The organism is Spirillospora sp. NPDC047279, from assembly GCF_040643285.1.
GTDB lineage: Bacteria > Actinomycetota > Actinomycetes > Streptosporangiales > Streptosporangiaceae > Spirillospora.
The window spans coordinates 98,250-123,675 of the sequence record NZ_JBEYUA010000013.1 but is presented as its reverse complement, the minus strand read 5'-3'; the positions used below and the strand labels follow the sequence as shown (position 1 = coordinate 123,675).

At 71.3% G+C, this 25,426-nt stretch carries 24 protein-coding genes; 14 read left to right on the top strand and 10 right to left on the bottom strand.

What is annotated here, in order from left to right:
- Positions 1–2: 2 nt before the first annotated feature.
- Both ABZ810_RS30715 and sodN read right to left on the bottom strand, forming a co-directional pair.
- Entirely contained in the window at positions 3–479 is a 477-nt protein-coding gene (locus tag ABZ810_RS30715; RefSeq protein WP_358409275.1) for a GNAT family N-acetyltransferase, read from the bottom strand.
- Between the two features lie 120 nt (positions 480–599).
- Positions 600–1,001 carry a superoxide dismutase, Ni gene (sodN, locus tag ABZ810_RS30710; RefSeq protein WP_358409274.1) on the bottom strand — a complete coding sequence of 134 codons (402 nt, stop codon included), beginning with the start codon at positions 999–1,001 and terminating at the stop codon, positions 600–602.
- A gap of 210 nt (positions 1,002–1,211) precedes the next feature.
- On the opposite strand from sodN, the gene sodX reads away from it, so the two are divergent.
- The gene (gene sodX, locus ABZ810_RS30705) at positions 1,212–1,562 is read left to right on the top strand and encodes a nickel-type superoxide dismutase maturation protease (protein ID WP_358409273.1); all 351 of its coding nucleotides are present in this window, start codon (positions 1,212–1,214) and stop codon (positions 1,560–1,562) included.
- On the opposite strand, the gene ABZ810_RS30700 is transcribed toward sodX, so the two are convergent.
- Together ABZ810_RS30700 and ABZ810_RS30695 are read right to left on the bottom strand one after the other, a co-directional pair.
- Positions 1,502–2,146: a CGNR zinc finger domain-containing protein gene (locus ABZ810_RS30700; protein ID WP_358409272.1), complete on the bottom strand. Its 645-nt coding sequence runs from the start codon at positions 2,144–2,146 to the stop codon at positions 1,502–1,504. The two genes, sodX and ABZ810_RS30700, sit on opposite strands and share 61 nt — an antisense overlap.
- Positions 2,147–2,415: 269 nt before the next feature.
- Positions 2,416–3,606, bottom strand: coding sequence for an NADP-dependent malic enzyme (locus ABZ810_RS30695; RefSeq protein ID WP_358409271.1), 1,191 nt, complete (start codon positions 3,604–3,606; stop codon positions 2,416–2,418).
- Positions 3,607–3,962: 356 nt separating this feature from the next.
- On the opposite strand from ABZ810_RS30695, the gene ABZ810_RS30690 reads away from it, so the two are divergent.
- From ABZ810_RS30690 to ABZ810_RS30680, 3 genes are read left to right on the top strand one after another with little or no spacing between them, the layout of a single operon-like run.
- Positions 3,963–4,817: an ABC transporter substrate-binding protein gene (locus tag ABZ810_RS30690; protein ID WP_358409270.1), complete on the top strand. Its 855-nt coding sequence runs from the start codon at positions 3,963–3,965 to the stop codon at positions 4,815–4,817.
- A 9-nt stretch (positions 4,818–4,826) separates the two neighbouring features.
- Positions 4,827–5,678, top strand: coding sequence for an amino acid ABC transporter permease (locus tag ABZ810_RS30685; RefSeq protein WP_358409269.1), 852 nt, complete (start codon positions 4,827–4,829; stop codon positions 5,676–5,678).
- Between the two features lie 4 nt (positions 5,679–5,682).
- A complete protein-coding gene (locus ABZ810_RS30680) occupies positions 5,683–6,513 on the top strand; it encodes an amino acid ABC transporter ATP-binding protein (RefSeq protein WP_358409267.1) in 831 nt (276 codons plus the stop codon).
- A gap of 25 nt (positions 6,514–6,538) precedes the next feature.
- Here ABZ810_RS30680 and ABZ810_RS30675 read toward each other — a convergent pair whose 3' ends face one another.
- A complete protein-coding gene (locus ABZ810_RS30675; protein WP_358409266.1) occupies positions 6,539–7,405 on the bottom strand; it encodes an MOSC N-terminal beta barrel domain-containing protein in 867 nt (288 codons plus the stop codon).
- 53 nt (positions 7,406–7,458) lie between these two features.
- Entirely contained in the window at positions 7,459–8,943 is a 1,485-nt protein-coding gene (locus tag ABZ810_RS30670; RefSeq protein ID WP_358409265.1) for a PLP-dependent aminotransferase family protein, read from the bottom strand.
- 401 nt (positions 8,944–9,344) lie between these two features.
- On the opposite strand from ABZ810_RS30670, the gene ABZ810_RS30665 reads away from it, so the two are divergent.
- The 10 genes from ABZ810_RS30665 to ABZ810_RS30620 are packed head-to-tail and all read left to right on the top strand — an operon-like array spanning position 9,345 to position 19,675.
- Positions 9,345–10,067 carry an iron-containing redox enzyme family protein gene (locus tag ABZ810_RS30665; RefSeq protein ID WP_358409264.1) on the top strand — a complete coding sequence of 241 codons (723 nt, stop codon included), beginning with the start codon at positions 9,345–9,347 and terminating at the stop codon, positions 10,065–10,067.
- A gap of 47 nt (positions 10,068–10,114) precedes the next feature.
- Positions 10,115–10,894: a guanitoxin biosynthesis heme-dependent pre-guanitoxin N-hydroxylase GntA gene (gene gntA, locus ABZ810_RS30660; RefSeq protein ID WP_358409262.1), complete on the top strand. Its 780-nt coding sequence runs from the start codon at positions 10,115–10,117 to the stop codon at positions 10,892–10,894.
- Positions 10,891–11,652, top strand: coding sequence for an SDR family NAD(P)-dependent oxidoreductase (locus ABZ810_RS30655; RefSeq protein WP_358409260.1), 762 nt, complete (start codon positions 10,891–10,893; stop codon positions 11,650–11,652). Before gntA ends, ABZ810_RS30655 begins: the two co-directional genes overlap by 4 nt.
- Complete coding sequence (locus ABZ810_RS30650; protein ID WP_358409258.1) at positions 11,649–12,722, top strand: glycine amidinotransferase; 1,074 nt, start codon at positions 11,649–11,651, stop codon at positions 12,720–12,722. The genes ABZ810_RS30655 and ABZ810_RS30650 overlap by 4 nt, the downstream gene beginning before the upstream one ends.
- Positions 12,719–13,534, top strand: a complete 816-nt coding sequence (locus ABZ810_RS30645) for a GNAT family N-acetyltransferase (protein ID WP_358409256.1) — start codon at positions 12,719–12,721, stop codon at positions 13,532–13,534. The genes ABZ810_RS30650 and ABZ810_RS30645 overlap by 4 nt, the downstream gene beginning before the upstream one ends.
- Complete coding sequence (locus tag ABZ810_RS30640; protein WP_358409254.1) at positions 13,531–14,808, top strand: ATP-grasp domain-containing protein; 1,278 nt, start codon at positions 13,531–13,533, stop codon at positions 14,806–14,808. Before ABZ810_RS30645 ends, ABZ810_RS30640 begins: the two co-directional genes overlap by 4 nt.
- Positions 14,801–16,066, top strand: a complete 1,266-nt coding sequence (locus ABZ810_RS30635) for a hypothetical protein (RefSeq protein ID WP_358409252.1) — start codon at positions 14,801–14,803, stop codon at positions 16,064–16,066. The genes ABZ810_RS30640 and ABZ810_RS30635 overlap by 8 nt, the downstream gene beginning before the upstream one ends.
- Before the next feature lies 1 nt (position 16,067).
- Positions 16,068–17,426, top strand: coding sequence for a hypothetical protein (locus ABZ810_RS30630; RefSeq protein ID WP_358409250.1), 1,359 nt, complete (start codon positions 16,068–16,070; stop codon positions 17,424–17,426).
- Positions 17,423–18,670: an MFS transporter gene (locus ABZ810_RS30625; RefSeq protein WP_358409248.1), complete on the top strand. Its 1,248-nt coding sequence runs from the start codon at positions 17,423–17,425 to the stop codon at positions 18,668–18,670. Before ABZ810_RS30630 ends, ABZ810_RS30625 begins: the two co-directional genes overlap by 4 nt.
- A gap of 36 nt (positions 18,671–18,706) precedes the next feature.
- Positions 18,707–19,675: a zinc-binding dehydrogenase gene (locus tag ABZ810_RS30620; RefSeq protein WP_358409246.1), complete on the top strand. Its 969-nt coding sequence runs from the start codon at positions 18,707–18,709 to the stop codon at positions 19,673–19,675.
- On the opposite strand, the gene ABZ810_RS30615 is transcribed toward ABZ810_RS30620, so the two are convergent.
- From ABZ810_RS30615 to ABZ810_RS30600, 4 genes are all read right to left on the bottom strand, one after another.
- On the bottom strand, positions 19,665–20,390 hold the full coding sequence (locus ABZ810_RS30615) for a helix-turn-helix transcriptional regulator (RefSeq protein WP_358409244.1): 726 nt from the start codon (positions 20,388–20,390) through the stop codon (positions 19,665–19,667). The genes ABZ810_RS30620 and ABZ810_RS30615 overlap by 11 nt on opposite strands.
- A complete protein-coding gene (locus ABZ810_RS30610) occupies positions 20,387–21,199 on the bottom strand; it encodes a DUF4097 family beta strand repeat-containing protein (protein ID WP_358409243.1) in 813 nt (270 codons plus the stop codon). Before ABZ810_RS30610 ends, ABZ810_RS30615 begins: the two co-directional genes overlap by 4 nt.
- A 130-nt stretch (positions 21,200–21,329) precedes the next feature.
- Entirely contained in the window at positions 21,330–21,509 is a 180-nt protein-coding gene (locus ABZ810_RS30605; RefSeq protein WP_358409242.1) for a DUF6104 family protein, read from the bottom strand.
- A 68-nt stretch (positions 21,510–21,577) separates the two neighbouring features.
- Positions 21,578–25,321, bottom strand: a complete 3,744-nt coding sequence (locus ABZ810_RS30600; protein ID WP_358409240.1) for a multifunctional oxoglutarate decarboxylase/oxoglutarate dehydrogenase thiamine pyrophosphate-binding subunit/dihydrolipoyllysine-residue succinyltransferase subunit — start codon at positions 25,319–25,321, stop codon at positions 21,578–21,580.
- Positions 25,322–25,426 lie beyond the last annotated feature (105 nt).

Genomic DNA, 25,426 nt, shown 5'->3' with positions numbered 1-25,426 from the left:
CGTCAGGCGCTCTCCGCGCCGAGGCGGCGCAGCGCGTCACCGGTGAGGCGGTGGACGGTCCACTCGTCCTGCGCCCCCGCGCCGAGCGACTCGTAGAAGCCGATGGCCGGGGTGTTCCAGTCGAGGACCGACCACTCCACCCGGCCGTACCCGCGCTCGACGGCGATCCGCGCCAGCCGGGTGAGCAGTGCCCTGCCGTAGCCGTGGCCGCGCATCGCGGGATCGACGTAGAGGTCTTCGAGGTAGATGCCGTGCTTGCCGAGCCAGGTGGAGAAGTTGAGGAACCACAACGCGAAGCCGACGACCTCGCCCTCGTGCTCGGCCACGTGGGCGAAGGCCTTCGGGTCCGCGCCGAAGAGGGCGGTGCGCAGGTCGTCCTCGGTGGCCTTCACCTCGTCGGGGGCCTTCTCGTAGGCCGCGAGGTCGTGGACGAGGCGCAGGATCGAGGGAACGTCGTCAGGAGTCGCAGGGCGGATCATGCCTGACAGGCTAGCGAGGCGCCGGAACGTGCCGGGGGCCGGGCGGACGTCGTGCGTCCGGCCGGCCCCCGCATGCTGGTCGAGCCGCGCCGCGCCCTGCCGGGCGCGGGCCGTGGGCGGTCAGCCCTGCTTGGTCTCCCAGAAGATCTTGTCGATCTCGGCGATCTTGCCGAGCAGGTCCTCGGCCACCTTGACGTCGAGGCTGCCCTTGGTGCCGGCCGCGCCGGCCAGCTTGGTCGCCTCGTTGAACAGCTGGTGCAGCTGCGGGTACTTCTCGAAGTGCGGCGGCTTGAAGTAGTCGGTCCAGAGCACCCACAGGTGCTCCTTCACCAGGTTGGAGCGCTGCTCCTTGATGACGATCGCGCGGGCCCGGAAGGCCGGGTCCTCGTTGGCCTCGTACTTCTCAATGATCGCCTTGACCGACTCGGCCTCGATCCGGGCCTGCGCCGGGTCGTAGACACCGCACGGCAGGTCGCAGTGCGCGGAGACCGTGGTCTTCGGACGCAGAAGGTTGCGGAGCACCTGCGTTTCCCTTCCCTCGTTTCGGATCATGCTCAGGTCATCGACATTACTCTTGTGGCCAGGAGGGCGTACGGGCAGGGCACTCGGACTTTGGCCCTAGGACCGGATCCTGGCGAATCGCCCGATATCGCCCGTGAAGCGTTCTCCCAGGGCTGTCATATCCGCCAAGGAGCGGGTCATGCGGGTCGTTGCACAGCGAAGGGCAAAAGTGTGATCCGGATTCCGTGGCGCGCCGTCGCCGTGGCCGGCGACTCGATGACGCCCGCGCTGCGGCCGGGAGACGCGCTGGTCGTGCGCAGGGGCGGCCGGGTCGCGGTCGGCGACGTCGTCGTCGCGCGGCACCCGCGCGAGAGCGGGACCGTGGTCGTGAAGCGCGTCGCGTTCAGGGACGGCGACGGCTGGTGGCTGGAGAGCGACAACCAGGAGGCGCGCGGGCGCCAGGACAGCTGGAACTGGGGCGCGGTGCCGGACGAGCTGGTGCTCGGGCGGGTCGTCGCCCGCTACTGGCCGCCCTCGCGGGTCTCGGTCTTCGCCGCGCGCCGCGGCAGGCCGCCCTCCTGAGCCCCGATCCGGGCCGCGACGGGCGTGTCGGGCCCGAGCGTCGCGCTGGCGGTCGTCCGCGGCGGATGCTGGGCCGCGGCCACGCTGCTGGGGCGCCCGGCGCAACGGTCGGAGCAGTAGCGCTGCGAGTGGTTGGCGGTGGCGTCGAAGAACACCCGCGCGCAGTCGTCCGCACGGCAGATCCCCAGCCGGTCCAGGCCCCGGTCACTGATCTTGACGGCCAGGCCCATCGCCGCCCACGCCGCGTAACGGTCGTAGATCGAGCCGCCCTCGTTGAGATGCAGATGCCAGCGCTGGGCGTCGTGGTCGGTCAGCTGCGGATGCACCGGATGCTGGATCAGCAGGGAGTTGATGCGTTCGATCGCGTCCTCGTCGTCTCCGGTCGCGGCGGAGACGAAGATCGCGCGAAGCTGGGCGCGCAGATCGCGCATGGCGTCGAGGTCGCGGTGGGCGAGCCGGCCGCCCAGGTGGGGCCGGATCTCCAGCAGATCGCGCAACCCGTCGAGATCACGCAGCCTGTCGCCGTTCGGGCCCTGCGTGTTCACGAGTTCGATCGCCAGGTCCGCGTAAGAGGCGAGGTCCACGTTCGCTCCTGACGGAGTCGACCTGATCGTATGAATCGTCTGTGTGTGATTCCCCCACGCCGAGTATTACACCTTCGGCGGCCGTCTCGACAGAAGCGGTCATGACGGAACATGAAATATTGTGCGGTACTCGGAACTGATCACAGGCAATTTGCTGGCTTTGGTGCGTTCCGGGCGGAGTTTTCAAGGTCGTCAGCCGGCCCCGCGGACGATGACGGCCCGTGATCCCGGATCGGGGACCACGGGCCGTGCGGCTCGGGTGCCTCGGGTCAGAGGCGGGCGACGCCGTCCTCGCGCGCCCGCGCGGCCACCGCGGCGGTGACGGCCGGGGCCACCCGGTCGTCGAACGGGCTCGGGATCACGTAGTCGGGGGACAGGGCGTCACCGACGATGCCGGCGATCGCGTCGGCCGCGGCCAGCTTCATGTTCTCGGTGATCGAGTGCGCGCGCACGTCGAACGCGCCCTTGAAGATGCCGGGGAACGCCAGCACGTTGTTGATCTGGTTGGGGAAGTCGCTGCGGCCGGTCGCGACCACCCGGGCGTGCCGGCGGGCGATGTCGGGGTGCACCTCGGGCGTCGGGTTGGAGAGCGCGAACACGATCGCGTCCTCGCTCATCGTCGCGATGCACGACTCCTGGACCGTGCTGCCCGACAGCCCGATGAACACGTCGGCCCCGCGCAGCGCCTCCTCGGTCGAGCCCTTGAGGTGCGACCGGTTGGTGATCGCGGCGATCCGCTCCTTGATCGGGTTGAGGCCGTCGCGGCCCTCGTAGATCAGGCCCTTGCTGTCCGACAGCGCGATGTCGCCGATGCCGGCGTTGATCAGGATCTGCGAGACGGCGATGCCCGAGGCGCCGGCGCCGGCCACGACCGCGCGCAGGCTGCTCAGCGGCTTGCCGATCAGCCGCGCCGCGTTGGTCAGCGCCGCCAGCGCCACGATGGCGGTGCCGTGCTGGTCGTCGTGGAAGACCGGGATGTCCAGGGCCTCGCGCAGCCGGTCCTCGATCTCGAAGCAGCGCGGCGCGCTGATGTCCTCGAGGTTGATGCCGCCGAAGCTCGGGGCCATCCGGATGACGGTGTCGACGATCTCGTCGACGTCGGTCGTGCTCAGTGCGATCGGCACCGAGTCCACTCCGGCGAACTCCTTGAACAGCAGCGACTTGCCCTCCATGACCGGCATGGAGGCGGCGGGGCCGATGTCGCCGAGACCGAGCACCGCGGTGCCGTCGGTGACGACCGCCACCACCCTGGAGGTCCAGGTGTAGTCGTAGGCCAGTTCGGGGTTGTCGGCGATGGCGGTGCAGACCCGCGCGACTCCGGGAGTGTACGCAAGGGAAAGGTCGTCCTTGTCGCGCACCGGAATGGTCGAGCGCACCTCGAGCTTGCCGCCGCGGTGCAGCGGGAAGGCCGGATCGTCGTCGAAGGAGAGTGGTTCGTTGGGAATGGGCTCAGCAGCCACAGCGACCCCTGTCAGAGAATTGGGTTTGCGGGCGATGCCGCCGCGTAGGTGCGGTCTGTTGGCCGTCACCTTGTTGGGCATCTCGCGACGTACGGGGGTCACCCGTTGTCCGATTGTGCCACATCTGACGACGCCGACTCCGGGGCTGTGAGGTGGCAGGCATCACGTCCACCCCGGAACGTGATAACAATCTTACTCATCGTCACTGGAAATCCGGCGATCCGCCAGGCCGGGCTGCCTTGTTGTCCGATTGTTTCGGAGCCTTAATCCAGATCGCGCCCGGTGTAGGCCAAAATGTGCCTTTGACCTTTGGATCTGTACAGGGTCCGAACAAGATCTGAACTGGAGGGGGACCCGTGATCACTGGTTCTCTGCGTCGTGGCGTCGTCGCCACGGCTGCGCTTGCCCTGACCGGTCTCCTGGCGCTGAGCGCCTGTGGCGAGTCGGCCGACGAGAAGGGTGACGGAAACAACGCGGGCGGTGCCGCCGCGTTCAAGCCGGTCAAGGCCGGCAAGATCTCCGTCTGCACCAACCTGCCGTACCCGCCGTTCCAGTTCGACCAGGGCGGCAAGACGGTCGGGTTCGACGTTTCCATGATCGACCTGGTGGCGAAGAAGCTCAACGTGACCCAGGAGATCGTCAACATCGACTTCGCCGCGATCAAGGGCGGCTCGGCGCTGAACGCGGGCCGCTGCGACGTGGCCGCGGCCGGCATGACGATCACCGACGAGCGCAAGGCGAGCCTGGACTTCTCCCGGCCCTACTTCCCCGAGTACATCACCCTGCTGATCAAGAAGGGCGGCACGGCCAAGTCGCTCGACGACGTCAAGTCGCAGAACCTCAAGCTGGGCGTCCAGGCCGACACCACGAGCCTGGAGATGGCCAAGGCCAAGGGCCTCAAGCCCCGCGAGTACAAGGACTCCGAGAAGCAGCGCCTCGCCCTGGTCTCCGGCCAGATCGACGCCGTCCTCCAGGACACCCCGGTCGTCAACGACTGGCTGAAGAAGAGCGACGTCTCCAACGGGTTCGCCATCGCGGCCGACATCGCGACCGGCGCCCAGTACGGCTTCGCGGTCAAGAAGGGCGGCAACCCGGTCCTGCTGAAGACCATCAACGAGACGATCACTGAGACGGTGGGGAACGGCCAGTGGGCCGCGCTCTACAAGCAGTGGGTCGGGTCCGAGCCGAAGTCCAAGCCCGCAGAGAGCTGATACGTCGCGATGACGACAACCCTGCAAGAGCCCGGTCCTGCCGGGGGCGGCGCCCCTGCCAGGACCGGGCTCAGCCCCCGCCGGAAGCGCCAGGTCACCCTCTACGCGCAGTACGTGATCTTCGTACTGCTCGCGCTGGCCGTGATCCTGGGCGCCGACTGGGCCGCGATCAGCAAGTACTTCCTCGATTTCAGCAAGATGGACGGCCAGTGGGGGAGGCTGTTCGGCACCGCCCTGGTCAACACCATCCTCTACACCCTGGCCGCCTACGTGGTCGGCTTGGCGCTCGGTCTGATCGTCGGCCTGATGCGGTTGTCGTCGGTGCTGCCGTACCGCTGGTTCGCCCTGGTCTTCATCGAGATCTTCCGGGGCCTGCCGGCCCTGCTGATCCTGCTGCTGGTCGGCTTCGGCGTGCCGATCGCGTTCCCCGACATGGCCAACCCGCCGGGCGGGGTGTTCTTCAACGTCTCGGTCGGGCTCGGCCTGGTCGCCGCCGCCTACATGGCGGAGACGATCAGGGCGGGCATCCAGGCCGTGCCCAAGGGGCAGCTGGAGGCCGCGCGCTCGCTCGGCATGTCACGGTCCCGCGCGATGATCTCGATCGTCATCCCGCAGGCGTTCCGGATCGTGATCCCGCCGATGACCAACGAGCTGGTGCTGCTGTTCAAGGACTCCTCGCTGGTCTTCATCCTCGGCTTCACCGCCGACCAGTACGAGCTGACCAAGTTCGGCGAGAGCCTGTCCAACACCACCGCCAACTCCACGCCGTACATCGTCGCCGGCGCCGCGTACCTGACCATCACGATCCCGCTGGGCTTCCTGGTGCGCCGCCTGGAAGCGCGGCAGGCGAAGGCACGGTGATCCGATGACCCACATGGTGGAGATCCGCGACCTGTACAAGTCGTTCGGCGACAACGAGGTCCTCAAGGGCATCGACTTCACCGTCGAGCGCGGCCAGGTCATCTGCATCATCGGCCCGTCCGGCTCCGGCAAGTCCACGCTGCTGCGCTGCGTCAACCTGCTGGAGGAGCCCACCAGCGGCAAGGTCTTCGTCGAGGGCGAGGAGGTCACCGACACCGACGTCGACATCGACAAGGCCCGCCGCAAGGTCGGCATGGTCTTCCAGCAGTTCAACCTGTTCCCGCACCTGAAGGTGCTGGACAACATCACGATCGCCCAGCGGCGCGTCCTCAAGCGCGGCAAGGGCGAGGCGGAGAAGACCGCGCGGGCCAACCTCGAGCGCGTCGGGCTCGCCGAGAAGGAGACCAGCTACCCGGCGCAGCTGTCGGGCGGGCAGCAGCAGCGGGTGGCCATCGCGCGTGCCCTGGCCATGGACCCGGCGCTGATGTTGTTCGACGAGCCCACCTCGGCGCTCGACCCCGAACTGGTCGGCGACGTGCTCACGGTCATGCGCAAGCTCGCCCAGGACGGCATGACCATGCTCGTGGTCACGCACGAGATGGCGTTCGCCCGCGACGTGGCCGACCACGTCGTCTTCATGGACGACGGCGTCATCGTCGAGGAGGGCCCGCCGGACCAGGTCATCGGCGACCCGCAGAACGAGCGCACCAAGCTCTTCCTGCGGCGCGTCCTCGATCCCACCCACGTGGAGGTCAGCGGGCTGTCCGACTTCGAGAAGGCGGACGGCCTGTCCGCCGGCGAGGCCGGCGAGTTCAAGAAGCCCACCGGGTTCTGATCGCACCGGCGGGCAGGCCCGCGGGTCACGTGACGGGGGCGGCCGGCTCCGCGAGAGCGGGACCGGCCGCCCCCGCCGTGTTCTGGGCCGCCGTGTTCTGGGCAGGTGCGTCCGGGGCCGTGGGGTCGCCCAGGGAGACCGTGCCCTGGCGGGTGACGTCGGCATAGACGCCGAGGGCGGCGGCGAAGCCGGCGGTGACCGCCCGGAGCAGCCCGCGGTCGGCCGCCAGGCCGTGCTGCGGCTGAGTGATCATGACGCAGCGCCGGCAGTCCCCGGTCACCTGGACGCGGGCGGTGCCCAGGGCCAGGTCGTGGCCGATGAGCCGCCGGTCGCCCGGCCCCTCCAGGACGATGTTGGGACGGAAACGGCGGACCTCCCAGGCGCCCTCCGGGTGCCGTCGCCGGGCGGCGCGCAGGACGTCGCGGCTGACGATGTGCAGCGGCGCCTCGTCCACCAGGCCCCAGCCGGGAAGCTCGAAGGAACCGGGCGTCCCGTCCTGGTCGTAGTCCTCCACCCGGTCCTTCCCCCACTCCTCGGCCCGGGTGTCCCGGGCCGCCGCGCGGAGCAGATGGACGGGACGTTCCAGCCAGGCGCTCAGCACCAGGTCGACGGCGGGGTCGGAACTGCGCACGCGGACGCCGGTGGGCAGGACGATCTCCGCCTCGTACGCCGCCTCGTACGCCGCCGGGTCCGCCTCCCCGTGCGCCGTCCCGCCGCCCGCGACGAGGCGGGCGCGGGCGAGCAGCAGCACGGGCAGGCGCTTGGCGGTCAGGACCTTGCCGGTACGGGCGTCGGCCAGGGCGAAGGCGCGGTCCCCGGCGGCGCCGTGCGGGCCAAGGTCCAGGCCGGTCACGCGCTGGCCGCCCATCGACTTCACCGGATAACGCCACAACTCTGAGACTCGATATGTAGGGCTGAGCACGCGTCCGAGCGTGTCACCCGGCGTCAGACGGAGTGCAGGGCCAATCGGGAGGGCTTGGCACCGTCCCCCGGGCCGTCCCCCGGAGCGTCCCCGGGATCGCGCCCGCCGAGGTCGCGCTCGGCCTGGGCGAGCCGCCGCACGCCCTCGACCAGCGTCTCCGGCGGCTGGACGAACGGAACGCGCAGGTAGTTCTCGAACGTCCCGCCCAGCCCGAAGCGCGGCCCGGCGGGGACGCGCACGCCGTGGTCGGCCGCCGCCCGCGCCAGGCGCGTGCTGACGGGCCGGTCGAGGCGGGCCCACAGGACCAGCCCGCCGGGCGGCTCGGTGAACGACCAGGCGGGGAGCTGGTCGCGGAGCGCGCCGGCCAGCACCCGCAGCCGTTCGGCGAGCAGCCGCCGCCGGGCCACGATCAGCCCGTCGTAGCCGGCGAGGAGGCGCACGGTCATGAACTGCTGGACGATCGGGTTACCCGCGTCCATCGACTCGCGCACCCGGGCCAGCCGGGCGATCATCGAGGCGGTCGTGCGGATCCAGCCGACCCGCAGACCGCCCCAGCAGACCTTGCTCATGGAGCCGATCGTGATGACGCGCGCCGGGGTGCCGTAGGCCGCGAGCGGGGCCGGGAGGAGGCCGGGCCCGATGCCGAGCTCGGCGACGGTGTCCTCGACCACCAGCCGGGTGCCGGCCTCGCGGGCGGCCACGGCGACGGCGCGCCGGGCGGCGGCCGGCATCACGTGGCCGGTGGGGTTCTGGAAGTCCGGCATGAGGTAGCCCAGCACCGGCCGGGCACGCTGGAGGGTCGTCCGGATCATGTCGACGTCCCATCCCGCGGGACCGACGGACACCGAGACCGGCCGCCCGCCGGCCAGCCGGACGGCGTTGTGGACGGTGGGATGGCCCGGCGACTCCATCAGGACCCGGTCGCCGTTCCCGGACAGCAGCCGGAGCAGCAGTGCCCAGGACTGCTGCGCCCCGTTCGTCACCATGATCTCTTCGGGCCGGGTGGGCAGCCCGCGCAGGGTGTACCGGTCCGCGATGGCCTTGCGCAGCGAGGGCACGCCGGTCAGGTCGTAGCCGGTCTGGCCGGTGTGCTGCGCCAGCTCGGCGGCGGTGCCCACCATGGCCTCGGTGAACAGCGGCTCCGGCGCCGGGAGGGCGGCCAGGGCGAAGTCGATCTCCGCCGGGGTGCCGTCGGCCGCCCAGGTCACGACGCGCGGCGTGCCCGCCCGCGTCGGGAGCGAGACATAGCTGCCCGCGCCGCGGCGGCTGTGCAGGTAGCCCTCCTCGCGGAGCAGGTCGTACGCCGCCGCCACCGAGTTGCGGCTCACGCCCAGGTGGCGGGCCAGCACCCGTTCGGCGGGCACGCGGGTGTCGGGCTGGAGCCGGCCGTCGGTGATGACGTGACGGATGGCCGAGGCGAGGTCCTCGTAGATCGCCCCCGAGTGTGACCAGGGGCCGAGGACCCTGGCGAGTTGTTCCGCACTGATCGAGTTGAATGATCGATTCACCCTGGAACCAGCCATGGGGTGGAGGGGTTCCCTTCTCTGTCGCGTCGGCTGCCGTCAGCCCTTGTGGAGCGCGGGAGCCGTGCCAGAACCTGGACAGGGTCGCAGCCCCCCGCACGGCTCACAAGGTGGATTCGGCGGCTGTCCAACGGCGGTCGGGCCTCCGGATGTGATGCCCGTCACGCTGCTCGGGAAGTGGTTCGCACCACGAGCGACCCGGTTTCTCACTTCTCCCGACCCTTCGGGTCACCTCGCGGTTGGACGGCCGGATACGGCCATTCAGCCGGCGGGCATGGGGCCAAGCGCTCCCGATTGGCTCTGTCAGCCGCCGCCCGCGTTCCCGAAGGATGCGTTCGTAGGACCCGTACGACCCGAGAACGACAGAACGCAAGGGGAGATCAAAGGTGGCAAAGCTGGATCGGCAGTTCCTCCAGGGCCTCGCCGAGGAATGCATGGAACGGCAGTTCGCACGCGTTCCGCGGATGCGCGACTTCCACGCCGGAGAATGGACCGACCGGGAGTACTTCATCCGGCACAAGACCGAGACGGTGCTGCGGATCCGCCTCAACAACGAGGTCGACTCCTACGCCCTGTTCAAGGTGGGCTCCAAGGACGACGCCCTCGCGGCCAAGCTCGCGCAGTACCTGGCCGAGGAGTACGGCCACGAGAACATGTTCACGCGCGACCTGGTCAAGTTCGGGCTCAGCCTCGAGGCCCTGAACGCCACGCCGGTGTTCCCGTCGACCGCGAAGCTGATGGGGTACCTGCGGCTCGCCGCCGACTCGCGCGGCCCGGCGCCGACGACGGTGTGGGACTGGTTCGTCGAGTGGTACTCCGACCGCTACAACCAGACGATCCTCGACCGGGCCACCGCCGAGTTCGGGCGTGAGAACACCCGCGGCTCGCAGTCCCATCTGGACTTCGACGAGGACCACGACCACGACGAGCTGATGTTCAAGACGGTGTCGCTCGCGGTCGAGGGCTTCGGCAGCTCCGAGCAGGCCTACCGGGACCTGGCGACCTACATCGACCTGATCGGCGACTACTTCGCGGAGTTGTACGAGGCGACCGCGGGACGCCGGGACGCCGCGGGGGCGACGGCGGAGCGCGCGCTCGCCGAGATCTGAGACCGGTCGATCGGCCGTGGCCACCCGAGGGGGGCCACGGCCGATCCATGGGGGACCACCGACGGGATTCGAGCGTGAGCACCACTACTGCGACGGGGGAGTTCGTGGAGAGCAGGGACAGGAGACCGGGGGACGACGACGTCTTGAGGTCGTTCGGCGGCAAGGTGACGGGCGGGTCGTTCTCGTGCGTCGCCGCCAAGACCGCATGGCGGCGGGGCACCATCGTGCACCGCCACTACGGCGTGATGGGGGACGAGGGCACCACCGAGACCCTGCACGCCGACCTGGCCGGGTTCGCCGGCCGCAAGGACGAGATCGATCTTCTGCTGGCGTCGTTCGTGGCGACCTTCGACGGGCCGGCGGAACTGAGCGAGATGGAGTTCGAGGAGGAACTCTGGCACCAGCTGCAACGGCTGCACGACCTCGATTCGGACCTCTGCGCATGGTCGGACGAGGTCGATCCGGACCCGTCCTCGCCGCGTTTCGGTTTCAGCGTGGGAGGCCATCCGTTCTTCGTCGTGGGACTTCACCCGAACGCGGAACGGATCACCCGGCGTTTTCCGTTCCCGGCCCTGGCGTTCAATTCGCACGTGCAGTTCGAACGTCTCAAAGAACGCGGCATCTACCAGCGTCTGCAACAGGAGACACGGGCCCGAGAGATCGAGATCCAGGGTTCGGTCAATCCCAATCTCGCGGAGTTCGGTGAGTTCTCGGAAGCGGCGCAGTACTCGGGCCGGGCCGTCGACGCCGGCTGGAAATGCCCTTTCCGGCCGCACGCCGAAATGACCGGACGACACGCCGGTATGACCGAGGGGGCCGTGCGATGACCGCGGGATGGGCCGTGGTGACCGGCGCCTCCGCCGGCATCGGCCGGGCGGTCGCCGACCGGCTCCTCAAGGAGGGGCACCGCGTGGCCGTCTGGGCACGCCGTGAGGACCGGCTCGCGGAGCTCGCGGACCGGCACGGCGACCTGGTGCGCGCCACCGCGGTCGACGTCCGGGACCCGGCCGCCGTCGCCGCCGCCGCCGGTGCGCTGACCGCCGACGGGTCGGCCATCGACCTGCTGGTCAACAACGCCGGGTTGTCGCTGGGCCTCGGCCCGTTCGACGACGGCGACCCCGCCGACTGGCACACGATGATCCAGACCAACGTCGAGGGGCTGCTCGCCTGCACCCGGGCCGTGCTGCCCGGCATGCGCGCGGCGGGCCGGGGCCACATCGTCAACATCGGCTCGCTCGCGGCCGAGTACCCGTTCATGGGCGGCAACGTGTACGCCGCGAGCAAGGCGTTCGTCCACCACCTCACCGACAACCTGCGGGTGGACGTGCACGGCAGCGGCGTCCGGGTCACCTGCGTGGCGCCCGGCATGGTCCGCAGCGAGTTCGCGACGGTCCGCTTCGGCGGCGACGGCGAGCGCGCCGCCGCGCTCTACGCGGGCATCGAGCCGCTCGCCCCCGGCGACGTGGCCGAGGCCGTGGTCTGGGCCTACCGCAGTCCCGCGCACGTGAACGTCAACCACATCGAGCTCATGGCGCTCGACCAGCCCTACGGCCTCGCGCTCACCCGCCGAAAGGACGACCGATGACCGGCCTCGTCAGCTCCTACAACGACTTCGACCCGCTGGAGGAGATCGTCGTCGGAACGGCGAACGGCTACCACCTCCCGGCGGTGGACACCTCGCTGCGCCACTTCTTCCAGATCCGCGACGGCGGTCCCGAGCTCGCCGAACGGGTGGACGCGGCGCGCCTCGCCCGCGTCGTCGAGGAGACCGAGGAGGACCTCGCGGCCTTCTCCGCCGCCCTGATCGAGCTCGGCGTGCGCGTCCGGCGGCCCGAGCCGTGGGCCGCGCCCACCGGCCTGGGCGAACCGGTCGCGCTGCCCGGCTGGGAGAGCACCGCCAACCACGCCCTCATGCCGCGCGACTGCCTGCTGGTGGTCGGCTCGACGGTGATCGAGGCGCCGATGCCGGTGCGCGCCCGCTACGCCGAGACCTTCCCGTTCCGCGAGCTGCTCATCGAGTACTTCGCGGCCGGGGCGAGGTGGCTCGCGGCGCCCCGCCCGCAACTGGCCGACGACACCTATCGCTACGCGCCGGACGGCCGGCCCGTCCTCGCGGAGACCGAGCCGCTGTTCGACGCCGCCAACGTCATCCGGTGCGGCACCGACCTGTTCTTCAACGTCAGCAACACCGGCAACCGGCTCGCGGCGCGCTGGCTCGCCCGCGCGCTCGGCGACGGCTTCACCGTGCACGAGATCGAGATCAGCGACGACCACGTCGGGACCACGCTCCATCTGCTGCGCCCCGGCCTGCTGCTCGCCAACGCCGGACGGCTCGGCCCCGGCGACGTCCCGGCGCCGCTGCGGTCCTGGAAGACGCTCTGGTTCGACGAGCCCGCCGACGACGGCCACGGGCTGGACTGGCCCCGCGCCTCGACCTGGATCGGCATGAACGTCGTCTCGGTCGACCGGGAGACCGTGATCGTGCCCGAGGCGCAGACCGGGCTGATGCGGCTGCTGGAGAAGGAGGGGCTCACGGTCGTGCCCGTGCCGTACCGGCACGGCCGCACGTTCGGCGGCGGGTTCCACTGCTGCAGCCTCGACGTCCGCCGCCGCGGCGTCCTGGAGTCCTACGTCGAGGGGAGGCGCCGCCGATGACCGGCCATGCCTCCGAACACCGCGAGATCGAGCATCGCGACGTCGAGCTCGTCCTGAGCCGGGGCGGGGCCGACACCGTCGACGTACGGTTCCGGACCGCCGCCGGCGGCGACCTGGACGGCCTGTACGCGCTGTCCCGGCCGTTCATGACGTCGGGCGCCCTGATTCCCCGCGACCGGGAGTTCTTCGGCGAGCACGCCGAAGAGCTGTTCGTCCTGGAGGCCGGCGGGGACCTCGCGGGCTGCGCCGGGCTCAGCCGGGTCGGGGACACCGCCGAGATCTACAACGTGGCCGTCACGGCGCAGTGGCAGGGGCTCGGCCTCGGCCGCATCCTGCTGGCCTGCATGGTCGGCGCCGCCCGCCGCGAGGGCTACGCCGAGGTCGTGCTGTTCTCGCGCACGACGACCGGATGGTTCGCCCGGCAGGGATTCACGCCCGCGGACCCGGCCGTGCTGCCGGCCGGCCGGCTGTCCCTGCTCGACGCGTCCCGCGAGTCGACGCTGCTGCGCCGCACGATCCCGCCGCTCGGGTCCGGTGAGGTGCTGGAGGCGCTCACCGCGCCGCGGGTGCGCTTCGCCCGGACCGGCGACGAGTACGAGTGGGACTGGGAGGACGACTCGCTGCTGAGGTTCGCCGAGGGCCGCGATGTCGAGGTGGAGTCGCTGTGCTGGGCCGGGGTCTGCGGCACCTGCGCCACCGGGCTGAAACAGGGCTCGGTCGTCTATCACATGGCTCCCGACGTGGAGCCCGACAACGGGGAGGTCCTGCTGTGCGTGTCCCAGCCGGCGACGGATCTGGTGGTCGACCTGTGAGCGCGGCACAGGTACGAGAGAGCGGACGCGGACGCGTCCTGCTGGTCGAGCCCGCCCTGGCCTGCCTCGGCGTGCTGCTGCGGGCGCGGGAGCTGGGCCTGGAGACGATCGTCGTCTCCCACGACGAGGGCGACCGGCTGCTGCCGGACGCCGTGCGCGCGGCGGCCGACCGCCTGGTGGTCCTGGACGCCAACGACGAGGAGGCGCTCACCCGGGCGGTGCTCGGCCTGCACGCCGAACGCCCGCTCACCGGGATCATCGCGGGCTTCGAGTTCTACGTGGAGGCAGTGGCCGGGCTCGCCGAACGGCTCGGCCTGCCCGGCCTGCCGGTGACGGCGGCCCCGGGGCTGCGCGACAAGGCCGCCATGCGCGCGAAGGCCGCCGCCGCCGGGCTGCGCGTGCCCCGTCTCGCCACGGTCTCGACGGCCGGCGAGCTGCGCGCCGCCGGTGAACGCGTCGGCTACCCGCTCGTCCTCAAGCCGCGCGACTCGGCGGGCAGCGTGCACGTCTCCCGCGCGGACGACGCGGCGGCCCTGCTGCGCGCCTACGAGCGGATGACCGGCGATCCGCGCACCGACCTCGGACGCGGCATGGACGGCCGGGCGGTCGTCGAGGAGTATCTCGACGGCCCCGAGCTCACCGTCGAGGGGTACGTGGCGGACGGCTCGGTCGTCATCGCGTCCGTCACGGCCAAGTTCCTCGGCCCCGAGCCCACGTTCGTCGAGACCGGCCACATCGCGCAGGCCGACCTGCCGCGGTCCGAGCGGGACGCCGTCGAGACCTACGTCCGCGACCTGTGCGCGGCGCTCGGCCTGACGCTCGGCCCGTTCCACTGCGAGCTGCGGCTCGTGGACGGGGAGCCGGTGCTGATCGAGATCGGCGCCCGGCTGCCCGGCGGTCACATCGTCGACCTCGTCGAGCTCGCCACCGGCGTCTCGCTGCCCGCCGTCATGCTGGCCGCCGCCACCGGCCTGGACCTCGCCACGGTGGCCCCGCCCCGCGCCCCGCGCGCCAAGTACGCGGGCATAGCCCTGCTCATCGCGCCGGGCGTGGCGAGGCTCGGCACGGTGACCGGCTGGGAGCGGTGGCGCGCGGCCGGCGACGTCCTCGACGCGGAGCTGTACGTGTCGCCCGGTGATCCGGTGCCTCCCCTGGAGGACTTCCGGTCCCGGCTCGGTCACGTGATCTACACGGCGGACTCGTACGCCGACGCGGTCGCGCGCTGGCACGAGATCACCGGCTCGGTGCGGTTCGGGGAGGCCGACCATGGCTAGGTACCTGGTCCTCAACCGGTTCGACGACGAGTTCGGCGAGTACCACCGGTTCGTGCCGCCCGGCGACCACCGGCTGGCGTACATCACGTCACGGCACGGGCTGGCGCCCCTGGACACCGCGGGCGCGCTCGACACGGTCGTGGTCGGCGACCTCGGCCTGGAGACGGTGCTGCCGGTCGCCCGGCGGCTCCACGCCACGGCCGGGCCGTTCGACGGCGTGGTGGGGATCTCCGAACGCGACGTGCTGACGGCGGCGCGGCTGCGCGAGGCCCTGGACCTGCCGGGATGGCGTCCCGGCTTCGTCCGCGCCTTCCGCGACAAACCCCGGATGAAGGAGGTCGTCGCGGCCGCCGGGATCCCGGTGCCGCGCTTCCTGACCCTCGCCGACGGCGTGCGCGCCGAGGACGTCGTGGCCGAGCTGGGCCTGCCGGTCGTCCTGAAACCGCGGGACGGCGCCGGCTCGCAGGGCGTGGTCCTGGCGTGGACGGCGGCGGCGCTCGCCGGCAGGCTGGCCGAGGTCGATCCGGCGGGCCACGAGGCCGAGGAGTACGTGGCGGGCGACATCCACCACGTCGACGGCGTGCGGCGCGGCGGGCTGTTCCACTTCGTCAGCGCGTCCGCCTACGTCAACACCTGCCTGGACTTCATGGCCGGCGTCCCGCTCGGCTCGGTGCTGCTGGACGACGGTTCCCGGCGCGACCGGCTGATCGCGTTCGCGTCGCGCTGCCTGGACGCCTTCGGGCTCCGGGACGGCCCGTTCCATCTCGAGGTCTTCGAGCGGCCCGGCGGCGAGCTGGTCTTCCTGGAGATCGGCCTGCGGCCGGGCGGCGCCGAGGTCGCCTTCGTCCACCGCGACCTGTTCGGGATCGACCTGTTCGGGGAGGCGTTCCGCGCGACGCTCGGGCTGCCGCCGCTCACCCCGCGCACGGCGTTCCGGCCGGACGCCGGGGGCGGAGGCTGGGTCAGCGTCCCCGAACCGCGGCCGCTGCCGAGCCGGGTGGTGTCGCGCACGTCGATGCTGGGCGTCGTGCCCGAGGTGTACGCCGAGGTCGTGCCCGACGCCGGCGCGGTCTTCGACGGCGCCGGCGGCTACGACCACATCGGCGGCCGGTTCCGGCTGCGCGGCTCCGGCCACGCGGTCGTGCGCCGCGCGGTGCTGGAGGTCATGCGGCGGTACGAGCTGGTCGCCGAGCCCATCGGGCGCGCGGGCTGCGGGACCTGGGCCCGCGTTCCCGAGCTCTGGTCGAAGGGGGCCTGACATGGCGGCCGATCGAGTCGCGGCGGCCTTCAACGCGCGGGCCCTGTCGCGGGGGAGCCGGTTCCTCGACCTCACCGAGCGCCTGGAGAAGCACCCCACGCTGGAGCGCTGGCCCGGGGACTACCTGCCCCGGCCGCTCTTCCTCGGACGCCGGGAGGTCCGGTCGTTCGCCGCCGACCTCCAGCGGCTGGCCGGGCTGCTCATGGCCCTGCCCGAGCGCCTGTTCGACGGCGACATGGACCGCTTCTGCGCGGCCGTGCACGTCACGGGCGAGCGGGCGGCGCTGATGCGCCGGCTCGGGGCCACCACCGCGCCGCTGTGCGGGCGTGCGGACGTCTACCACGACGGCACGTCGATGAAGGTCCTGGAGTTCGGCACCGGCAGCGAGCTCGGCGGCTGGGACCGCGCCGGGGAGATGTGCCGCTGCCTGCTCGGGGACCGGGAGTTCGCGGCGTTCGCCGACGAGCACGGGCTGGGCTACACCCACCACGGCCGCTACCTGGCCGGGCTGCTGCGGCAGCTCGGCGCCACCGTGGCGCCCGGCCGGGACCCGGTGGTCGCGCTCCTGGAAGGCCCCGGCGCGCTGGCCGGATGCCACAGCTGGCGCGTGCTCCAGGACCAGATGCGCTGGCTCGGGCTGGACTTCCACATCGGCGAGGTGACCGAGCTGTCCGAACGGCGGGGACGGTTGTGCCTGCGCGGCAGGCCGATCGACGTCGTCTACCGCGGGTTCGAGGCCGACCAGCTCGCCGGCGACCCCGACGCCGTCCGGTACGCCGAGCTGGTCTTCCGGGCCCACGAGGAGGGGCGCGCGGTCCTGTGGACCCCGCTGGAGAGCAACATCTTCTGCGAGAAGACCTGCATGGCGCTCATGTCGGAGCCCGCCGCGCGCGAGCGGTTCACCACCCGTGAACGGGAGCTGATCGACCGGGTGCTGCCCTGGACGCGGGTCCTGGACGCGGGCACGTTCGACCGCGACCCGGACCTGGTGGACGAGTGCCGCCGCCGGCACCGGAGCCTGATCGTCAAGCCCAACGGGCGGTACGGCGGTTACGGGGTGGTGCCCGGCTGGAAGGTCGCGGAGCGGGACTGGCTGCCGCTGCTGCGGGCCAAGGCCGTGGACGGGTGCGTCGTGCAGGAACGCGTCGTCCCGCGCCCGGAGACGGTGCTCGACCCGGTCACCGGCGCGGAACGCATCTGGAACGCCGTCTACGGGTTCTTCTACACCCCGCTGGGACACGCGGGCCTGGAGGCCCGGACGCTTCCGGCGGGGGAGAGCGCCGTCATCGGCATCAGCGGCAACGCCGGCACCCGTTCGGCCGTCGTCTACCACCACGACCATGAAGGAGAGGCGGCATGAGCACCAGCGAACTGACGCCGGCACCGGCCGGCACCGCCCGCCGCCGCGAGCGCCGCGCGTTCGCGCACCTGTGGTCGGCGAGCCTGATCTCCACGCTCGGCGACGGCGTCCTGCTGGCGGCGCTGCCCCTCATGGCCGCGGCCATGACCAGCGATCCGCGGCTGATCGCCGGGGTGGTGTTCGCCGGGCGGCTGCCCTGGCTCGTGCTGGCCCTGTTCGGCGGGGTGATCGTGGACCGGGTCGACCGGCGCCGCCTCATGATCGGGACGCAGATCGGGCAACTGCTGCTGGTCACGCTCATCGCGCTGGTCGCCACCGCCGACCTGGCCCAGATCTGGATGATCTACGTCTTCGCGTTCGGGATCGGCTGCGGGGACATCCTGTTCACCGGTGCCAGCCAGGCGTTCGTGCCCGCCATCGTGCGGCCCGAGGAGCTGGAGAAGGCCAACGGGCGGCTCATCGCCGCCGAGTCGGTGTCGCGCGAGTTCCTCGGCCCGCCGCTGGGCGCCGCCCTGTTCGCGTTCGCGATGCCGACGCCGTTCTGGGTGGACGCGGTGACGTTCCTGGCCTCGATGGTGCTGATCACCCGGATCCGGACGCCCGAGCCCCTGCCCCGCCAGGTGCCGGACGGACCGGTGCCGCGGGGCATGTTCGCCGAGATCGGCGAGGGGCTGCGCTGGCTGGCCAAGGCACGGCTGCCGCGCGCCCTCACCCTGATCGCCGCGGCGGGCAACTTCGCCGAGGCGATGGCGTTGTCGCTGCTGGTGTTGTTCGCCCGCGACGTGCTGGGCCTCGGCGACGTCGGCTTCGGCGTGCTGCTGGCCGCGATGGCCGCGGGCGGCGTGCTCGGCAGTCTCGTCAGCGGCTGGGTGGTCGCGCGGTTCGGCGCCCGGGAGGTCGCCATCGCGGTCCAGGTGATCAGCCCGAGCGCCTGGCTGGCGATCGGGGTGTTCGGGCGGAACGCCCTGGTCGTCGTCGGCCTGTTCACCGTGTTCTCGGTCGCCCTGGCGATGTGGAACGTGGTGTCGGTGTCGGTCCGGCAGCGGCTCATCCCCAACGAGCTGCTCGGCCGGGTCACCAGCGCCGGGCGGATGCTGGCCTACGGGGCGACCCCGCTCGGCGCCCTCGCCGGCGGCTTCGTGGCCGGCGAGTTCGGCCTGGTCGCGCCCTGGCTCGTGGGCGGCGTGCTGTCCCTGCTGGTGGCGGTCGTGTCGTTCCCGGTGCTGCGGCGCTGGGACTCGTGAGCGGGCGTCGATCAGCGCGGGGGTAGGGTGCGGGGCATGTTCGCTGTAACGGCTTCCGGGTTCGACGCTGACAATCCGCTGAACGGGCTGACGCTGGGGGAGCGGCCCGATCCGCAGGTGCCGGAGGGGTGGACGACGGTCACCGTCAGGGCGACCGCCCTCAACCACCACGACCTCTGGTCGCTCAAGGGGGTGGGGCTGCGGGAGGACCGCCTGCCGATCATCCTCGGCTGCGACGCCGCGGGGATCGACGAGGACGGCAACGAGGTCATCGTGCACTCGGTGATCGGCGATCCGGGCCGCGGCGGCGGGGACGAGACGCTCGACCCCAAGCGGTCGCTGCTGTCGGAGACGCACGACGGCACGTTCGCCGAGAAGGTCGCGGTGCCGCGGCGCAACCTGGTGCCCAAGCCGGCCGAGCTGTCGTTCGAGGAGGCCGCCTGCCTGCCGACCGCCTGGCTCACCGCCTACCGGATGCTCTTCGACAAGGCGGGCCTCTCGCCCGGCGCGAGCGTGCTGGTGCAGGGCGCCGGAGGCGGGGTGGCCACGGCGCTGATCGCGCTGGGGGCCGCCGCCGGCTTCCGGGTGTACGCGACGAGCCGCAGTGACGGCAAGCGCAAGCAAGCGCTGGAGCTGGGCGCCGACGCGGTCTTCGAGCCGGGTGCGCGGCTGCCCGAGCGGGTCGACGCGGTCATGGAGACGGTGGGCGAGGCGACCTGGTCGCATTCGCTCAAGTCGCTGCGGCCGGGCGGGCGGATCGTGGTCTCCGGCGCGACCAGCGGTCAGGTGCCCCCGGCGGAGCTCAACCGGGTGTTCTTCCTCCAGCTGTCGGTCGTCGGCTCCACGATGGGCACGCGCGACCAGCTGGAGCGGCTGGCGAGGTTCCTGGTGAAGAGCGGCGTCCGGCCGCGGATCGACCGGGTGCTGCCGCTGGCCCAGGCGGCCGAGGGCTTCGCGGCCATGGCCGGCGGCGAGCTCTTCGGCAAGATCGTCTTCACTCCGTAGGAGGGTCGAGGATCTCGGTGCGGAGGCGTTCGCGGGTCTCCTCGAGGAGGGCCTGAACGGCGGCCAGGTCGTCGTCGCTCAGGCGGGAGTCCTTGGCCGCCCCGCGGACGTCCTCGACGAACGTGCGGAGCGCGCGCTCGAGCTTGAGCCGCGCGATGTCGTCCTTGCTGCCGGTGGCGGCCTTCCAGGCGTCGTCCCAGTTGCGCCGCCACTCCTCCTTCCACGCCTGCTTCTGCTCGCGCCAGTGGTCCTTCTGGCGGCGCCACTCGTCGCGCGGCCCCTCGGTGGTGTCCTTCCAGGCGTCCTTGGACGCGGTGTGCGTGTGGTCGCGCATGTCGCGGGCGGCCTGGGTGAGCTCCTCGCGGAGCGAGCGCACGGTCTGGCGGACGTCCTGCTGCACCTCGCGGGCGAACTCCTGGGCGGAGGCGGAGATCTCCTCCTCCAGCTCGGCCAGCTCGTCCATGCGCCGTTCGAGCTCGGCGCGGCCCTTGTCGGTGAGCGAGTAGACCTTCTTGCCCTTGATCAGCTCATGGCTGACCAGGCCCTCGGACTCCAGCCTGGCCAGGCGCGGGTAGATCGTGCCGGGAGAGGGCGAGTAGACGCCGAGGAAGCGGTCCTGGAGAAGGCGGATCACCTCGTAGCCGTGCCGCGGGCTCTCCTCCAGCAGCTTGAGCAGGTAGAGCCGGAGGCGGCCATGGCCGAAGACGGGGCTCACGTGATCTCTCCATTCCGGGGTTCCTCGGGACGGCCGAGGAGGGTGATGCCACCCGACACCGTGTTGACCGACACTCTGCCGGATCCGTCGCCGATCGTGCCGCCCTGGCCCCTGCCCACCGGCCGGTCCTGCCGGGCGACCTCGGGGAACGAGGCCTCGATGTGACCCGCGGCCGAGGTGAGCGACACGGCGGCCGAGGCCGACTCGGGCACGCGCAGCGCGACCTCGCCCGACACGGTGGCGACCTCGACCCGGCCGCCCTCGAGCAGGTCGACGTCGGCGGCGACACGCCCGCTGACGGTGCGGGCGGCGAGCCGGTCGATCGTGCCGCCCGCCAGCGCGAGGTCGCCGGAGACCGAGGTGAAGGTGACCTTGCCGTCCACGCCCTGCGCCTCGAACGCGCCGGACACGGTGTTGGCGTCGATGTCGCCGGCCACGCCGTCGAGCGTGACGTTGCCGGTGGCGCTCTTGAGGGAGGCGCGCGCGGCCAGCCCGGCGATCACGGCGTCCGCGGACACCAGGTTGATCGTGACGGGGCACTGGCGCGGGACGGTCACGGTGACCGTGGCGGACACCTTCTGGCGTTGCAGCCAGCCGAGCACGCCCTCCCAGATCCGCTCGTGCGTGACGGTCAGCATGCCCGCCTCATGGGTGATCACCAGCGGCGGCCCGTCCACCTCGCTGATCTGGATCGAGGGCGTGTCCTCGGTGGCCAGCACCGAGATGTTGCCCGCGATCAACGTCGCCTTCAGCGCGACCACGCCGTCGAAGCCGAGGGTGGCCGGCTCTTCGATCGTCCAACGTGACATCCGCGTCTCCGTTCGACCTACGAGACTCACGTCCCATTGCCAGTTAACACGATATGTCGCGTCTCGGCAAAGTCAAGATATGTCGCGTTTGCCGCGCCGTCCCAGGTCCGTCGGCCCGCTCGCCCGCCCGCTACTCGTCGTCCTCGTCGTCCAGCCGCGCCAGCCACGTCGCCAGCCGCTCCACCGGCGTCTCGAACTCCGGGTTGAGGTCGACGAACTCGCGCAGCCGGTCGCCCAGCCACGCCAGGCTGACCTCCTCGCCGCCGCGCCGCTCGACGAGCTCCTCGATCCCCCGATCGGTGAAGTACATGCGTGGGTCTCCTCGTGAAGGCCCGAGGGCCCCGGCGCACCGCGCCGGGGCCCTCGGGAGGGTCGTGCCTACTTCTTCTCGGTCTTCTCGCCGAACACCCGGTCGAGCAGGGCTTCCTGCTCGGCCGCGTGCAGCTTGCCAGAGCCGACCGCCGGGCTGGACGACGCGGGACGCGACACCCGCTTGACCAGGCGGCCGTCCAGGTGCGGCTGGAGCTTCAACGCCAGGAACGGCCATGCGCCCATGTTGGCGGGCTCGTCCTGGACGTAGATCAGCTCGGCGTCCGCCGGGTACTTGGCCAGCTCGGCCTTGAGCTCGTCGATCGGCGGCGGGTAGAGCCGCTCCAGCCGGATCACCGCGGTGTCGGTCGCGCCGAGCGAGTCGCGCTTGCCGGCGACCTCGTAGTAGATCTTGCCGGTGGTCAGCAGGACGCGCTTGACGCCGCCCGGCCGGATGTCCGGGTTGCTCTCCGGGATGATCGCCTGGAACGCGCCGCCGGTGACCTCCTCGACCCTCGACGTCGCCGCCTTGAGCCGCAGCAGCGACTTGGGCGTGAAGACGATCAGCGGCTTGCGGCGGTCGGACAGCACCTGCCAGCGCAGCAGGTGGAAGTAGTTGGCCGGCGTGGTCGGGTAGACCACCGTCATGTTGTCCTGCGCGCACAGCTGGAGGTAACGCTCGATCCGCGCGGACGAGTGGTCGGGCCCCTGGCCCTCGTAGCCGTGCGGAAGCAGCAGCACGACGCCCGAGCGCTGGCCCCACTTCTGCTCGCCGGACGAGATGTACTCGTCGACGATCGACTGGGCGCCGTTGGCGAAGTCGCCGAACTGGGCCTCCCAGGCGACCAGCGCGTCCTGCCGGGTCATCGAGTAGCCGTACTCGAAGCCCATCGCCGCGTACTCGCTGAGCAGCGAGTCGTGCACGTAGAACTTGGAGATGCCCTGCCCGAACTGGCGCAGCGGGGTGTACTCCTCGCCCGTCTTGCGGTCGACGAGCACCGCGTGCCGCTGGCCGAACGTGCCGCGCCGGGTGTCCTGGCCGACCAGGCGCACCGGGTGGCCGTCGATCAGCAGCGAGCCCATGGCCAGCAGCTCCCCGGTCGCCCAGTCGATCGCGTTGTCGTCGATCGACTGCACCCGGCGCTGGAGGATCGGCTGGAGCCGCGGGTGGACGGTGAAGCCGTCGGGCAGGTTGACCTGCGTCTCGATGATGCGCTTCACGACCTCCTGCGGGATCGCGGTGCCCGCCGAGCCGTGGTCGATCGGGATGCGCTCCTCGACGTCCGGCTTGACGACCGAGCCCGGCGCGGGCGGCTGCTTGACCGCCTCGCGGGTCTCGGTGAACGCGCGCTCCAGCTGCTCCTGGTAGTCGCGCAGCGCCGCCTCGGCCTCCTCGACCGTGATGTCGCCACGGCCGATCAGGGCCTCGGTGTAGAGCTTGCGGACCGAACGCTTGGCGTCGATCAGGTCGTACATCAGCGGCTGGGTGAACGAGGGGTTCTCGCCCTCGTTGTGGCCCCGGCGCCGGTAGCAGACCATGTCGACGACGACGTCCTTCTTGAACGTCTGGCGGTATTCGAACGCCAGCTGGGCGACCCGGGCGCAGGCCTCGGGGTCGTCGCCGTTCACGTGGAAGATCGGTGCCTGGATCATCCGCGCCACGTCGGTGGCGTAGACGCTGGAGCGCGAGTACTCCGGCGCGGTGGTGAAGCCCACCTGGTTGTTGATGATCACGTGCACGCTGCCGCCGGTGCGGTAGCCGCGCAGCTGCGACAGGTTGAGGGTCTCGGCCACCACGCCCTGGCCGGCGAACGCGGCGTCGCCGTGGATCAGCACCGGCAGGACCGTGAAGCCCGCCTCGCCGACGTCCAGGATGTCCTGCTTGGCGCGGACGACGCCCTCCAGCACCGGGTCGACCGTCTCCAGGTGGGAGGGGTTGGCGACCAGCTCGGTGTGGATCTTGGAGCCGTCCTCGGCGACGAAGTCGCCCTCGGCGCCCAGGTGGTACTTCACGTCGCCGGAGCCCTGCGCGGACCGCGGGTCGAGGTTGCCCTCGAACTCGCCGAAGATCTGCGCGTAGGACTTGCCGACGATGTTGGCCAGCACGTTGAGGCGGCCGCGGTGGGCCATCCCGATGACGACCTCGTCCAGCTTGGCCTTGGCGGCCGAGCTGATCACCGCGTCGAGCAGCGGGATGACCGACTCGCCGCCCTCCAGCGAGAAGCGCTTCTGGCCGACGAACTTGGTCTGCAGGAACGTCTCGAACGCCTCGGCGCTGTTGAGGCGGCGCAGCACGTGCAGCTGCTCGTCGCGCGAGGGCTTGTCGTGCGGGACCTCGACGCGCTCCTGGATCCAGGCGCGCTCCTCGGGGTCCTGCATGTGCATGTACTCGATGCCGACCGTGCGGCAGTAGGCCATGCGCAGCACGCCGAGGATGTCGCGCAGCTTCATGGTCGGCTTGCCGCCGAACCCGCCGGTCGCGAACTCGCGCTCGAGGTCCCACAGGGTGAGGCCGTGCTTGAGGATGTCGAGGTCGGGGTGGCGGCGCTGCTTGTACTCCAGCGGGTCGGTGTCGGCCATCAGGTGGCCGCGGACCCGGTAGGCGTGGATCAGCTCGTGGACCCGGGCGACCTTGGCGACGTCGTCCTCGTGGCTGGCCGAGATGTCCTTGACCCAGCGCACCGGCTCGTAGGGGATGCGCAGGGCCTCGAAGATGTCGTCGTAGAAGCCGTCCTCGCCCAGCAGCAGGGCGTGGATGCGGCGCAGGAAGTCGCCGGACTGCGCGCCCTGGATGATGCGGTGGTCGTAGGTGGAGGTCAGCGTCATGGTCTTGCTGATCCCCATGCGCGCCACGGCCTCGTCGGAGGCGCCGGCGAACTCGGCCGGGTACTCCATGGCGCCCACGCCGATGATCGTGCCCTGGCCCGGCATCAGGCGCGGCACCGAGTGCACGGTGCCGATGGTGCCCGGGTTGGTCAGGCTGATCGTGGTGCCCTGGAAGTCGTCGAGCGTCAGCTTGTTGTTGCGCGCCTTGCGGACGATCTCCTCGTAGGCCGCCCAGAACTGGCGGAAGTCGAGGGTGTCGGCGGCCTTGATGCTCGGCACCACCAGCTGCCGCTGGCCGTCGTCCTTCTGCAGGTCGATGGCCAGGCCGAAGTTGACGTGCTCGGGCTTGACCAGCACCGGCTTGCCGTCGACCTCGGTGAACGCGGCGTTCATCTCCGGCATCGCCGCCAGGGCCTTGACGATCGCGTAGCCGATGAGGTGGGTGAACGAGACCTTGCCGCCGCGCCCGCGCTTGAGGTGGTTGTTGATGACGATGCGGTTGTCGATCAACAGCTTGGCCGGGACCGCGCGCACGCTGGTCGCGGTCGGGACCGTGAGGCTGGCCTCCATGTTGGTGGCCGTGCGGGCCGCGACGCCGCGCAACCGCACCTCTTCGGCGCCGGCGGGCACCGGGGGCGGGGCGGGCTTGGCCTTGTCGGCCTTCTCGGCCTTGGTCGGCCTGCCGTCGGCCTTGGCCGGTGCGGGCTTGGCCGGGGCGGCCTTGGGCGCCGGTGGCGCCGGCGTTGTCGGCGGGGCTGCCGTGCCGTTGGCGGTCTTGACCGCCTGCCCGTCGGTGGCCGGGCTCACGCCCGGGGTCGCGGACGGCCGGGTGTCCGGCTGGTAGTCCGCGAAGAAGTTCCACCAGGCTTCGTCAACGGAGTTCGGGTCTTCGAGGTACTTCTGGTACAGCTCGTCGACCAGCCACTCGTTGGCGCCGAAATCGGTGTGCTTGGGGTCGGCACTTGTATGCGACGACTCTGTCGACACGGCGGAGATCGCCCTCTTCCGCAGCTCGCAGGTGAGTTCTGAGACGAGTCAAGGCTACTCGCACTTCCGTGTCGCAGATGCAAGCGACGTGCGTTCCACCGCCTG

What these genes read in the sequence shown, in the direction of transcription:
- ABZ810_RS30715 (WP_358409275.1), bottom strand. Translation starts at nt 479, where the DNA reads ATGATCCGCCCTGCGACTCCTGACGACGTTCCCTCGATCCTGCGCCTC.
- ABZ810_RS30685 (WP_358409269.1), top strand. Translation starts at nt 4,827, where the DNA reads ATGACGACAACCCTGCAAGAGCCCGGTCCTGCCGGGGGCGGCGCCCCT.
- ABZ810_RS30680 (WP_358409267.1), top strand. Translation starts at nt 5,683, where the DNA reads ATGACCCACATGGTGGAGATCCGCGACCTGTACAAGTCGTTCGGCGAC.
- gntA (WP_358409262.1), top strand. Translation starts at nt 10,115, where the DNA reads ATGGGGGACCACCGACGGGATTCGAGCGTGAGCACCACTACTGCGACG.
- ABZ810_RS30655 (WP_358409260.1), top strand. Translation starts at nt 10,891, where the DNA reads ATGACCGCGGGATGGGCCGTGGTGACCGGCGCCTCCGCCGGCATCGGC.
- ABZ810_RS30650 (WP_358409258.1), top strand. Translation starts at nt 11,649, where the DNA reads ATGACCGGCCTCGTCAGCTCCTACAACGACTTCGACCCGCTGGAGGAG.
- ABZ810_RS30645 (WP_358409256.1), top strand. Translation starts at nt 12,719, where the DNA reads ATGACCGGCCATGCCTCCGAACACCGCGAGATCGAGCATCGCGACGTC.
- ABZ810_RS30635 (WP_358409252.1), top strand. Translation starts at nt 14,801, where the DNA reads ATGGCTAGGTACCTGGTCCTCAACCGGTTCGACGACGAGTTCGGCGAG.
- ABZ810_RS30630 (WP_358409250.1), top strand. Translation starts at nt 16,068, where the DNA reads ATGGCGGCCGATCGAGTCGCGGCGGCCTTCAACGCGCGGGCCCTGTCG.
- ABZ810_RS30625 (WP_358409248.1), top strand. Translation starts at nt 17,423, where the DNA reads ATGAGCACCAGCGAACTGACGCCGGCACCGGCCGGCACCGCCCGCCGC.
- ABZ810_RS30620 (WP_358409246.1), top strand. Translation starts at nt 18,707, where the DNA reads ATGTTCGCTGTAACGGCTTCCGGGTTCGACGCTGACAATCCGCTGAAC.
- ABZ810_RS30610 (WP_358409243.1), bottom strand. Translation starts at nt 21,199, where the DNA reads ATGTCACGTTGGACGATCGAAGAGCCGGCCACCCTCGGCTTCGACGGC.
- ABZ810_RS30605 (WP_358409242.1), bottom strand. Translation starts at nt 21,509, where the DNA reads ATGTACTTCACCGATCGGGGGATCGAGGAGCTCGTCGAGCGGCGCGGC.